This window comes from Collimonas sp. PA-H2, assembly GCF_002564105.1.
Lineage (GTDB): Bacteria > Pseudomonadota > Gammaproteobacteria > Burkholderiales > Burkholderiaceae_D > Collimonas.
On the sequence record NZ_PDBX01000001.1, the window covers coordinates 3,976,864 to 3,988,703 of the forward strand.

The 11,840-nt window shown below is 62.0% G+C and carries 9 protein-coding genes; 8 read left to right on the top strand and 1 reads right to left on the bottom strand.

What is annotated here, in order from left to right:
- The first annotated feature begins 217 nt into the window (after positions 1–217).
- Positions 218–1,261, top strand: coding sequence for an L-glyceraldehyde 3-phosphate reductase (mgrA, locus tag BCF11_RS18300; RefSeq protein WP_098496011.1), 1,044 nt, complete (start codon positions 218–220; stop codon positions 1,259–1,261).
- A 213-nt stretch (positions 1,262–1,474) separates the two neighbouring features.
- Here the strand turns inward: mgrA and BCF11_RS18305 are convergent, their stop codons facing one another.
- Complete coding sequence (locus tag BCF11_RS18305; RefSeq protein ID WP_098496012.1) at positions 1,475–2,491, bottom strand: GlxA family transcriptional regulator; 1,017 nt, start codon at positions 2,489–2,491, stop codon at positions 1,475–1,477.
- 455 nt (positions 2,492–2,946) lie between these two features.
- Between BCF11_RS18305 and BCF11_RS18310 the strand changes: the two genes are divergently transcribed.
- From BCF11_RS18310 to BCF11_RS18340, 7 genes are all read left to right on the top strand, one after another.
- Positions 2,947–4,215: a serine hydroxymethyltransferase gene (locus tag BCF11_RS18310; RefSeq protein ID WP_098496013.1), complete on the top strand. Its 1,269-nt coding sequence runs from the start codon at positions 2,947–2,949 to the stop codon at positions 4,213–4,215.
- 136 nt (positions 4,216–4,351) lie between these two features.
- Entirely contained in the window at positions 4,352–5,323 is a 972-nt protein-coding gene (locus BCF11_RS18315) for a dipeptidase (RefSeq protein WP_098496014.1), read from the top strand.
- Between the two features lie 27 nt (positions 5,324–5,350).
- A complete protein-coding gene (locus tag BCF11_RS18320; protein WP_098496015.1) occupies positions 5,351–5,875 on the top strand; it encodes a DUF5943 domain-containing protein in 525 nt (174 codons plus the stop codon).
- A gap of 15 nt (positions 5,876–5,890) precedes the next feature.
- Complete coding sequence (locus tag BCF11_RS18325; RefSeq protein ID WP_098496016.1) at positions 5,891–7,954, top strand: NADH:flavin oxidoreductase; 2,064 nt, start codon at positions 5,891–5,893, stop codon at positions 7,952–7,954.
- A 2-nt stretch (positions 7,955–7,956) separates the two neighbouring features.
- Entirely contained in the window at positions 7,957–9,861 is a 1,905-nt protein-coding gene (locus BCF11_RS18330) for a (Fe-S)-binding protein (RefSeq protein ID WP_098496017.1), read from the top strand.
- Positions 9,862–9,881: 20 nt separating this feature from the next.
- Positions 9,882–11,036 (top strand): electron transfer flavoprotein subunit alpha/FixB family protein, encoded by a 1,155-nt coding sequence (locus tag BCF11_RS18335; RefSeq protein WP_098497568.1) that lies wholly within the window; start codon positions 9,882–9,884, stop codon positions 11,034–11,036.
- The gene (locus BCF11_RS18340; RefSeq protein ID WP_098496018.1) at positions 11,033–11,818 is read left to right on the top strand and encodes a drug:proton antiporter; all 786 of its coding nucleotides are present in this window, start codon (positions 11,033–11,035) and stop codon (positions 11,816–11,818) included. The genes BCF11_RS18335 and BCF11_RS18340 overlap by 4 nt, the downstream gene beginning before the upstream one ends.
- Positions 11,819–11,840 lie beyond the last annotated feature (22 nt).

An 11,840-nucleotide genomic window follows, 5' to 3' on the forward strand; every position in this document is an offset into this window, starting at 1 on the left:
TTTTGTAATAAGCGCCATTATATACAAATGATAATCATTCGTAATTAGAGTCATGTGATTTCTTGAGGATTTTTGAAAAACTGCCCCGCTTTGTTTTCGGGGACTGGGGCGAATGCCGGCGGGGCGCTCTCAGCAGGGCTGGAAATAGCTCTGTAGAATCGTCCTGCCGGTAAAGCAGGATTTTCAAAGAGATCATCGTTTAAAGGAACTATCAGTCATGAGTTATCACGCATCAAGCAAGCGCTACGACAGCATGCAGTACCGTTTCTGCGGCCGCAGCGGCCTCAAGCTGCCATTATTGTCGATGGGGCTCTGGCACAATTTCGGCGACACTACTTCGCTGGTGCGCCAGCGCGAGATGGTGCATACCGCCTTCGATCTTGGCATCACTCATTTCGACCTGGCCAACAACTACGGGCCGCCGTACGGCAGCGCCGAAACCAATTTCGGCCGCATCCTCAAGGAAGACTTGCGGCCTTATCGCGACGAACTGATCATTTCGAGCAAGGCGGGCTGGGACATGTGGCCGGGGCCTTACGGGCAAGGCGGCGGATCGCGCAAATATGTGCTGGCCAGCCTGGATCAAAGCCTGCAGCGGCTGGGGCTCGACTATGTCGATATTTTCTACTCGCACCGCTTCGATCCGGAGACGCCGCTGGAAGAAACCATGGGCGCGCTGGCGACCGCCGTGCAGCAGGGCAAGGCGCTGTATGTCGGCGTCTCTTCCTACTCGCCGGCCAAGACTGCGGAAGCGGCCCAGTTGCTGCGCGACTGGAAAGTGCCTTGCCTGATCCACCAGCCGTCCTACAACATGTTCAATCGCTGGATCGAAGATGGCTTGCTGGATACGCTGGAGCAGGAAGGCATGGGCTGCATTACTTTCACCGCCCTGGCGCAGGGACTGCTGAGCGACAAATACCTGAACGGCGTGCCGCAGGATTCGCGCATCAACCGCGAAGGCGGCGGTTCGCTGCAGCAGGCTCACCTGAGCCCGGAAAACCTGGCGCGGGTGCGGGCGCTCAACGAGATTGCCAAGACTCGTGGCCAAAGCCTGGCGCAGATGGCGCTGGCCTGGGTTTTGCGCGATCCACGCGTGACCACCACTCTGATCGGCGCCAGCAGCCCGGCCCAGATCCGGGAAAACGTGGCCGCCTTGCAGCGCCTGGATTTTACGAAAGAAGAGCTGGCAGCGATCGATGAGCAGGCCAAAGAAGGCGGCATCAACCTGTGGGAACGTTCCATAAAAGAGCTGGCGCCCTGACGCCACGAGTTTGAGAACCGCCATCTTGCAGATATAAAAACGGGCGCCTGAGGCGCCCGTTTTTTCTTCTCCCCCTGATGCTGCGCCGCTAAACAGGTCTTGCTGAAATGGCAGGCTGACTGAAAGCCGCAAGCCACGGTAACGCTATAAATTGGGGTCAGAGTCGAATTTTTTGAAAGATAAAAATTCGACTCTGACCCCAATTTATTTTCTTCATACGAATGCGGCGGGGTGCTGGCTTTGCCTTGCGAGGAGCGCTGCCGGTACTGTTGCCTGCTGGCGGCGTTCGGTGCTGGGGGCGACGCTGAAGATTTCGCGGTAGGTTTTGCTGAAGTGGCAGGCGGACTGGAAGCCGCAGGCGACGGTGATGCTGAGGATCGACATGTCGGTCTGGCGCAGCAGTTCACGGGCCTTGCGCAGGCGCAGCGTCAGGTAGTAATGGGTGGGCGACATGCCCATGTGTTCCTTGAACATGCGCTGCAGTTGGCGCGGCGAGGAGTTTGATAGCTGCGCCAGTTCGTCCAGCGACAAGGGTTCTTCAATATTGGCTTCCATCAGCGACACCACTTCCACCATGGCTGGCCGCGCCGAGGTCATGCGCACTGTCAGCGGCACTCTTTGCTGATCCTTGTGGTCGCGCACGTGCTCCAGGATGAACTGGTCGGCGATCGCGGCAATCGTGGTTTTGCCGACCTGTCCGGAAATCAGGTTCAGCATCATGTCCAGCGGCGCAATGCCGCCGGTGCAGGTGATGCGGTCGCGGTCGACCACAAACAGGTCCGGGGCGAAGGCGATGGCGGGGTAGGAGCGTTTCATCGACGACAGGTTTTCCCAGTGCGTGGCGCAGGTATAGCCGTCCAGCAGGCCGGCTTCCGCCAGCGCGAAAGCGCCGGTGCACAGGCTGCCCAGCGTGATTCCCTGTTTTGCCAGATTTCTCAGCAAATCCAGCGTGTCGCTGTTGATGGCGCTGGCGATCTGGGTGCCGCCGCAGACGAAGACGGCGTCGGCCGCCATGCATTGATCGGCACGCACGGTGGTGACGGAGAGGCCATTACTGGCGCTGACGGGGCCGCCCTCGGGGCTGATGATGGACCAGCGGTAGAGCGGCTTCCCTTCCAGATAATTCGCCATGCGCAGTACTTCGATGGCATTTGAAAATGCCAGCATCGTAAAGTTATTGAGCGGCATGAAAGCAAAGTGGGTGAAGGAAGTAGAAGTGCTTTTTGACATGACCTGCTCCGTTGGCAAACATCAGCGATGGACAATGTAACGTTGAAATGGCTGAACTAACAAACGCTTTCGGTTGTGCGTCGCAATAAGCATGCCAAGCCGACCAGACGCCGCCTCGCCATCCGCCGTAGGACCAATCGCCGCCTGGATTCGCGCGGCGCAGGATTATGCCGCCCGGCGTTTCGGATAACAGGCAATGCGCGGATCATCTGGACCTAATCGATAGCAATAATTGTATAAACGGCCATGTCGGCGATCCCGGTTTTTGTGCACGTGATCCATTTCGGCGCAAGCGGCGTCAGCAGGCGCAGAAAGCGACGCTTGGCTAAAAGTGACAGCAATGTCGCAAATTGAAAGGTTCCCGTCAGATCAAGTCAATAGCGGGTAGTGCCTTGGGAGAAGAATGATGTCAAGAGTTAGCCCCTTAGACGCATCTCATTTTCCAGGACCTCACAATGACACTTCCTGCATTTTCCCAGTCGCTGGCGGAACGCGACGCCCCGATCAAGCGCGCGCTAGATCTTGAACTGCAGCGCCAGCAAAACCAGATCGAGATGATCGCCTCAGAAAACATCGTCTCGCGCGCAGTGCTGGAAGCGCAGGGCTCGGTGTTGACCAACAAGTATGCTGAAGGCTATCCGGGCAAGCGCTACTACGGCGGCTGCGAATTTGCCGACCAGGTGGAAACCCTGGCGCTGGAGCGCGTCAAGCAGCTGTTCGGCGCCAGGTTTGCCAACGTGCAGCCGCATTCCGGCGCCCAGGCCAACGGCGCTGTCATGCTGGCGCTAGTCAAGCCGGGCGAAACGGTGCTGGGCATGTCGCTCGACGCCGGCGGCCATCTGACGCACGGCGCGCGGCCGGCGATGTCGGGCAAATGGTTCAATGCGGTGCAGTACGGCGTCAACCGCGATACTTATCTGATCGACTATGACGAAGTCGAAGCGCTGGCCAAGCTGCACAAGCCGCGCCTGATCATCGCCGGCTATTCGGCCTATCCGCGCCAGCTGGATTTCGCCCGCTTCCGCGCCATCGCCGACAGCGTCGATGCGCTGCTGATGGTCGACATGGCGCATATCGCCGGCCTGGTGGCGACCGGTCATCATCCGAACCCGGTGCCGCATGCACACGTGGTCACCTCGACCACGCACAAGACCTTGCGCGGACCGCGCGGCGGCTTCGTGCTGACCAACGACGAAGACATCGCCAAGAAAATCAATTCCGCCGTATTCCCCGGTTTGCAGGGCGGCCCGCTGATGCACGTGATCGCCGCCAAGGCGGTGGCGTTCGGCGAGGCGCTAGAACCAGAGTTCAAGGAATACATCGGCAAGGTGGTCTCCAACGCCAAGGTGCTGGGCGAGGTGCTGCTGGCCGGCGGCGTCGACCTGGTTACCGGCGGCACCGAAAACCATCTGCTGCTGGTCGACCTGCGTCCGAAGGGTTTGAAGGGCACGCAGGTGGAGCATGCGCTGGAGCGCGCCGGCATCACCTGCAACAAGAACGGCATTCCCTTCGATACCGAAAAGCCGACCGTCACTTCCGGCATCCGTCTCGGCACCCCGGCCGGCACCGCGCGCGGCTTTGGCGTCGACGAGTTCCGCACTATCGGCCGCCTGACCGTTGAGATCTTCGATGCGCTGGCGAAAAAGCCCGAAGGCGACACTGAAGTCGAGCAGCGGGTGTTGGCTGAAGTGCGCGCGCTGTGCAAGCGTTTTCCTATCTATTGATGCTTCCTGAACCACAGTAGGGTGGGCACTCCGTGCCCACGCGGATATGGCGGGACGCGCAGTCCGGGGCGCGAAGGCACAGCGTGGGCACGGAGTGCCCACCCTACGATATCGATTTTCTATTAAGGAGCACGGCATGAGCAACCTGCATCAGCAAAGCCTGGTCATCGACGGCTTGAACATCTCCAAGTGGGAGCGGCCGGTATTCGAAGACATGAAGAAGGGCGGCCTGAGCGCCGTCAACTGCACCATCTCGGTGTGGGAGAATTTCCAGGGAACGGTCGGCAATGTGGTCGACATGAAGAACCTGATCCGCGACAACGCCGACCTGCTGACCCTGGTGCGCGGCGTCGACGACATCAAGCGCGCCAAGCAGGAAGGGCGCACCGGCGTCATCCTCGGCTTCCAGAACGCCCATGCGTTTGAAGACAATCTCGGCTATATCGAAGTGTTCGCCGAGCTGGGTGTGCGGGTGGTGCAGCTTTGCTACAACACGCAGAACCTGATCGGCACCGGCTGCTACGAGCGCGACGGTGGCCTGTCCGGTTTCGGCCGCGAAGTGATCGCCGAGATGAATCGGGTCGGCATCATGGTCGATCTGTCGCATGTCGGCGGCATTACTTCCACCGAAGCGATCCTGGCCTCGAACAAGCCGGTCTGCTATTCGCACTGCCTGCCGTCCGGCCTGAAACAGCATCCGCGCAACAAGAGCGACGAGCAGCTGAAGTTCATCGCCGACCATGGCGGCTTCATCGGCGTCACCATGTTCCCGCCCTTCCTCAAGCGCGGCAGCGGCGCCAATGTCGATGACTACGTGGAAGCCTTCGATTACATCATCAACCTGGTCGGTGACGACTGCGTTGGCATCGGCACCGATTTCACGCAGGGCTACGGCAAGCCCTTCTTCGAGTGGCTGACGCACGACAAGGGACGCCATCGCCGCCTCACCGATTTCGGCACGGTGATCAATCCGGAAGGCTTCCGCACCATCGGCGATTTCCCCAACCTGACCACGGCTATGGAACGCGCCGGCTGGAAGGAAGGCCGCATACGCAAGGTGCTGGGCGAGAACTGGCTGCGGGTGTTCGGCGAAGTCTGGACAGCCTGAGCGCGATACAAATACTGAGGAGTAGTGATGCAACCCCAATTGCCGATTGAAGTCGACGCCGAGACCGGTGTCTGGACCACCGACAAGCTGCCGATGCTGTATGTTCCGCGCCACTTTTTCACCAATAACCATACTGCGGTGGAAGCCGCGCTCGGGCGCGAAAAATATGCGCAGATCCTGTATGACGCCGGCCACAAATCAGCCTACTACTGGTGCGAAAAGGAAGCCCGTCAGCACGGCATGTCCGGCCTCGACGTCTACAAACATTATTTGAAACGGCTGTCGCAACGCGGCTGGGGCTTGTTCTCCTTTACCGAGGTCGACGCCGCCAATGCCAGCGCCAGCATCAAACTGGTGAATTCATCCTTCGTGCTGCAGCAGCCGGAAGCGCGGGGCAAGCTGTGCTACATGTTCGCCGGCTGGTTCGCCGGCGCCATGGACTGGGTATCCGACACCACCGGCAATCCGCGCCGCTCGGTATGCAGTGAAACCCAGTGCGGCGGCGAAGGCCATGACCATTGCGTGTTCACAGTCACGGCAGCCGCCGCTTAGGGATAGATACAGACCATGCGTTATCCGACTTTGTTTTCGCCACTGACCCTGAACCAGGTAACCCTGCGCAACCGCGTGGTCAGCACCGCACATGCCGAAGTCTATGCGGAAGCAGGCGGCTTGCCGGGCGAACGCTATATCCGCTACTACGAGGAAAAAGCCAAGGGCGGCCTCGGCCTGGCGATCTGCGGCGGTTCTAGCACGGTCTCCATCGACAGCCCGCAAGGCTGGTGGAAATCGGTCAACCTGACTACCGACAAGGTCATCGAGCCGCTGGCGCGTCTGGCGGAAGCGATGCACCGGCATGGCGCCAAGATCATGATCCAGGCCACCCATATGGGACGCCGCACCGCCTGGCACGGCGAGAACTGGCCGCACCTGGTCAGTCCTTCGGGGATAAGGGAGCCGGTCCATCGCGGCAATGCCAAGATCATCGAGATCGAAGAGATCCGCCGCATCGTCGCCGATTTTGCCGCCGCCGCCAAAAGAGTCAAGCAGGCCGGCATGGACGGTATCGAGATTTCCGCCGCCCACCAGCAGCTGATCGACCAGTTCTGGAGCCCGCGCGTCAACCAGCGCAGCGACGAATACGGCGGCAGCCTGGAAAACCGCATGCGCTTCGGCATCGAGGTCTTGACGGCGGTAAGAGAAGCAGTCGGTAAGGAGTTCTGCGTCGGCCTGCGCATGTGCGGCGATGAGTTCCATGAAGACGGTATCGATCACGAAACCGCCAAGCAGATTGCGCAGGCGATGTCGGCCAGCGGCCTGATCGACTTCCTGAGCGTGGTCGGCTCCGGCGCCGATACCCACAACACGCTGGCCAACTGCATGCCGCCCATGGCCTTGCCGCCGGAACCGTTTGTGCATCTGGCGGCCGGCATCAAGGCTGTGTCCAGCGTGCCGGTGATGCACGCGCAAAGCATACGCGACGCCGGCCAGGCGGAACGCATACTGTCGACCGGAATGGTCGACCTGGTCGGCATGACGCGAGCGCAGATCGCCGATCCGCACATGGTGATCAAGATCCGCGACGGCCGTGAAGACGAAATCAAGCAATGCGTCGGCGCCAACTATTGTATCGACCGCCAGTACAACGGTCTGGACGTGCTGTGCGTGCAGAATGCCGCCACCTCGCGCGAGCAGAGCATGCCGCACCAGATCGCCAGGAGCCGCGGGCCTAAGCGTAAGGTAGTGGTGGTCGGCGCTGGTCCTGCGGGACTGGAAGCGGCGCGGGTGGCACGCGAGCGCGGTCATGAGGTGGTGCTGTTTGAGCGCAGCGAAGCGGTCGGCGGCCAGATCAACCTGGCTGCCAAGGCGCCGCAGCGCGAGCAGATGGCCGGCATCGTGCGCTGGTTTGACATGGAAACCAAGCGCCTCGGGGTCGACCGCCGGCTGGGCGTCAATGCCGACGAAGCCATGATCATGGCTGAACAGCCGGATATCGTGGTGCTGGCCACCGGCGGCAGCAACTACACCAGCCAGGTTGCGGACTGGTGCATCGCCGATGGCTTGTCGGTCAGTTCCTGGGATATCTTGCAGGGACGCGTGGTGCCGGGCAAGAACGTACTGGTGTACGACGGCATCAGCACCCATGCCGGTTTCGGCGTCGCCGATTTCCTGGCCAGCCGCGGCAGCCTGGTGGAAATCGTCACGCCCGACGTCAAGATCGCCGACGATACCGGCGGCACCACGTTTCCGATTTTCTATCGCCGCCTGTATGCCCAGGGCGTGATCCCGACGCCAAATTACTGGCTGGACCGGGTCTATGCCGAAGGCGACAAGAAAGTGGCGGTACTGCGCAACGAATACACCGAGGTGCAGGAAGAGCGGGTGGTCGATCAGGTGGTGATTGAAAACGGCATCCTGCCCAACGATCAGCTGTACTGGTCGCTCAAGCCGCAATCGCTGAACCACGGCCAGATCGACGTCAACAAGCTGTTCGCCGCCGAGCCGCAGCCGGCCTTGTCGGAAACGTTGGGCGACGGCCGCTTCCTGCTGTTCCGGGTCGGCGATTGCATCTCCATGCATAACATCCACGCCGCGATCTACGATTCGCTGCGCCTGTGCAAAGACTTCTGACCATGAGCGCAGCGGCTTCTTCTCTTAATCTGTTCATCACGGTCTTGTTCTGGCTTTCGGTGGCGGGGCTGACGGCTGGCATGGCGCGGCGGGCTGCTCTGTGGCGTGCCGGCCGCGCGGCGCCGGTAGCTTGGCTGGGCTTGCTGGCCATCCCCAAGCGCTATTTCGTTGACCTGCACCATGTGGTGGCGCGCGATCCCTATATCGCCCGCACCCACGTGGCTACCGCCGGCGGTGCGATTGCCGCCATGGCGCTGGTAGCGGTCAATTATGGCTTGATGCTGTATGCCTCGGCCCTGAATACCGCAATCGGCTTGTTCGCGCTGCTGATGCTGGTGGGCGTTCTGTTCGTCTGGCATCGCCGCCGCACGCCGCCGGCGCGGCTGTCGCGCGGCGCCTGGATGCGGCTGCCGTGGATGCTGGCGGCGTTTGCGCTGGGCCTGCTGGCGCTGGGCTTGATTCCGCTGCAGTTCGTCTCCGGTGCGAGCGCGCTGGCGACCGTTGTCTTACTGGGCCTTGGCGCCTGGACCCTGACTGTCGGCGCTACCCGCGGTGGGCCGATGAAACATGCGCTGGCCGGCCTGCTGCACCTAGCCTTTCATCCACGTCCGGAACGTTTCAATAAAGCCGCCGGCGGCACTCCGACTACCGCGCTCAAGCCCTTGCAGCTGGAGCAGGGCGAGCTGGGTGTCGGTAAGCCGGTCGAATTTCGCTGGAACCAGTTGCTGAGCTTCGATGCCTGCGTCCAGTGCGGCAAGTGTGAGGCCGCCTGTCCGGCGTTTGCCGCTGGCCAGCCTCTGAATCCGAAGAAGCTGATTCAAGACATGGTGACCGGCATGGCCGGCGGCAGCGACGCCGGTTTCGCCGGCAGTCCTTATCCGGGGATTCCTCTCGGCGCTCATCAGGGCCGGCCGCAGGATGCGATCGTACCGGGTCTGATTTCCAGCGATACCCTGTGGTCATGCACCACCTGCCGTGCCTGCGTGCAGGAGTGTCCGATGCTGATTGAGCATGTCGACGCCATCGTCGACCTGCGCCGCCACCAGACCTTGCAGTTCGGCGCGGTGCCAGGCAAAGGGCCGGAAGTGCTGGCCAATTTGCGCGAAACCGGCAGCGCCGGCGGTTTTGACCTTGGCGTGCGTTACAACTGGGCGCTAGACCTGAATGTCCGCCAGATCAGCGCCGGTCAGGCGGTCGACGTGCTGCTGCTGGTGGGCGAGGGCGGTTTCGACATGCGTTACCAGCGCACCCTGCGGGCGCTGGTCAAGGTACTGCATGCAGCAAATGTCGATTTCGCCGTGCTTGGCTCCCTCGAAAGCGACTGCGGCGATGTCGCGCGCCGCCTCGGCGATGAAGCGACCTTCCAGAACCTGGCGCAGCAGATGATTGCGCAGCTGTCGTCATTCACTTTCAAGCGGATTGTCACCGCCGATCCGCACGTCATGCACTGCCTGCGCAACGAATATCCGGCGCTGGGCGGTCATTACCAGGTGTTTCATCACAGTGCTTTCATGGCGGCGCTGGTCAGCGACGGCAAGCTCAAGCCGCGCGCCACCGCCGACAGCGATCAGCGCTTTACCTATCACGATCCCTGCTACCTGGGCCGCTATAACGGTGAAACCGAAGCGCCGCGCGAACTGCTCAAGCAGCTGGGCTTGCCGCTGCACGAGATGGAACGCCACGGCATGCGCGGTCGTTGCTGTGGCGGTGGCGGCGGCGCGCCGCTGACCGATATCCCCGGCAAGCAGCGCATTCCCGACATCCGCATCCACGATGCCCGCGCAGTACGTGCCGACACCGTGGTGGTGGCTTGTCCGAACTGCACCGCGATGCTGGAGGGCGTTGTGGGACCGCGTCCAGAGGTGCGCGATATCGCTGAACTGCTTGCCGCTGCATTGGAGAATTGAAGATGGAGATGGCAACGACAATGGCAACAGCGGGTGGCATCCAACGGATAGACCCGCGCCGCCCGTTCACGCTCAATGCCGATGGATTGAAACGCATTGTGCTGGGGCAGGCTGGCAATGCGGGCCTTGAGCTGCATGTGTTGCCGCATGCGCAGGTACACCATTCGATCAAGCCGCAGCGCCTGGCTGCCGACGCTCAGCTGACCGAATGCCTGCTGGTAGTCGCGCACAGCGACCGCGGCAGTCTCGACGAGCATGCACGGCAGGCCGTGGCTGCCGCCGCTCTGCTGGCGGACGGCGCCACGGAAGTGGTGCTGCTGGTGTTCGGTGCATTGAACGACGATGCCGCCGCGCTCGGCGCCGACCGCTGCATCGTCCTGCCACAGTACGGCGGTCATCTGTTTGCGCCGGAAGCGGAGCTGGCGGCCCTGACCGCCCTGCTGGACGAATTGCTGCCGGCGCATGTGTTCATGCCGGATAACGGCGTCGCCGACAGTGACCTGGGACGGCGCCTCGCTGCGGCCATCAACGCAGCCAGCATCGCCACCCATGTGGTTGAGATCAGGCCAGCCGGCCTGGCGACCTATCGCCAGCAGGGCAGCCTGATGGCACGCCGCGATCTGACTCAGATCATCTTGCTGGAAGCCGATGCGGTGGATGCGCGCTTGCCCTTCCTCGGACGCGGGCAGCGGGCAGAGCAAATTGCAGTCACGCTTGGTGCTGCCGCGAATGCCGCTGCGGCCGGCGCCTTTGCCGACCTCGGCGTCAAAGCCATGGCGGCGTCGCAAGTGGCGCTGGATGAAGCCGATTTCATCGTTTCCGCGGGCAATGGCGTGGGCGACGTTGCCTTGTTCAATTCGCTGGCGCAGGTGCTGGACGCGGCGGTGGGCGCCAGCCGGGTCGCGGTCGACGACGGCAAATTCGAGCGCGACCAGCAGATCGGCGCCACCGGCAAGACGGTCAGCGCCAGCGCCTACCTGGCCTTCGGCATTTCAGGCGCGGTCCAGCATCTGCAGGGCATCAAGGATTGCCGCCACGTGATTGCGGTCAACCTGGATGCCAGCGCCCCTATGATCAAGCGGGCTGATCTCAGCGTCATCGGCGATGCGCAGGAACTGATGTCAGCCTTGCTGGAGCAGGTCAGGCAAGCCCGCGCGGTGGAGGCTGCACCATGAGGCAGCAGGCTATCAAGCGGATTGCCGTACTGGTATCGATAGGCCGGCACCCTGTCAGCGGCGTGCCGCGCTACAGCCGCAACGACGCCGCCGCGCTCGGGCTGGCGAAGGAACTGGCGCAGCATGCGTCCGATGTCAGCATCGATGTGATCCACGCCGGTCAGGCCGACAATCCGGCGTTGCCCGAGTATCTGGCGTTGGGCGCGACCAGGATCAGCGTGATCGAAACGGCTGCGGCGCAGGATGTATTGCCGGCCTTGCAGGAGCAGCTGCAAGCCTACGACCTGGTGCTGTGCGGCAGCCGCGCCGAGAGCGGCGAAGCCAGTGGCATGCTGCCTTATCAGCTGGCCGCGCGACTGAACCTGCCTTTGCTGGCCGGGGTGATTACGGTGACGCCGGGTAGCGATGCCATCGTCGCCCAGCAGTTCTTGCCGAAAGGACGGCGGCGCGAAGTAGCCTTGCCGCTGCCGGCTTTGCTGACGGTGCATCCGCTGGCGCCGTCCCGCTTGCGTTATGCCTATGCCAGGCTGCGTGCCGGCGGCATCACCAGCCAGGTTTTTCCTGAGGTGATGAGCGATGTCGGCGAAGAGTGGCAGATTGAAATTGCCAAAGCCTTGCCGCGCAAGCTGGCGGCGCCCGAGAAGCGCTCCGGCCACGCGCGCATGCAGGCGGCCACCGTGGCTGAAAGCCGCGGCGGCAAGGTATTGCAGGAGGGCAGCGCGGCCGACAAGGCGCAGGCGGTGTTGGCCTATTTACGCGAACACCATCTGGTCGATTATTAATTTTGCAAATGCGTTTGCAAAT

Coding starts and splice junctions, on each gene's coding strand:
- BCF11_RS18325 (WP_098496016.1), top strand. CDS start 5,891: ATGCGTTATCCGACTTTGTTTTCGCCACTGACCCTGAACCAGGTAACC.
- BCF11_RS18330 (WP_098496017.1), top strand. CDS start 7,957: ATGAGCGCAGCGGCTTCTTCTCTTAATCTGTTCATCACGGTCTTGTTC.
- mgrA (WP_098496011.1), top strand. CDS start 218: ATGAGTTATCACGCATCAAGCAAGCGCTACGACAGCATGCAGTACCGT.
- BCF11_RS18320 (WP_098496015.1), top strand. CDS start 5,351: ATGCAACCCCAATTGCCGATTGAAGTCGACGCCGAGACCGGTGTCTGG.
- BCF11_RS18335 (WP_098497568.1), top strand. CDS start 9,882: ATGGCAACAGCGGGTGGCATCCAACGGATAGACCCGCGCCGCCCGTTC.
- BCF11_RS18310 (WP_098496013.1), top strand. CDS start 2,947: ATGACACTTCCTGCATTTTCCCAGTCGCTGGCGGAACGCGACGCCCCG.
- BCF11_RS18340 (WP_098496018.1), top strand. CDS start 11,033: ATGAGGCAGCAGGCTATCAAGCGGATTGCCGTACTGGTATCGATAGGC.
- BCF11_RS18305 (WP_098496012.1), bottom strand. CDS start 2,491: ATGTCAAAAAGCACTTCTACTTCCTTCACCCACTTTGCTTTCATGCCG.
- BCF11_RS18315 (WP_098496014.1), top strand. CDS start 4,352: ATGAGCAACCTGCATCAGCAAAGCCTGGTCATCGACGGCTTGAACATC.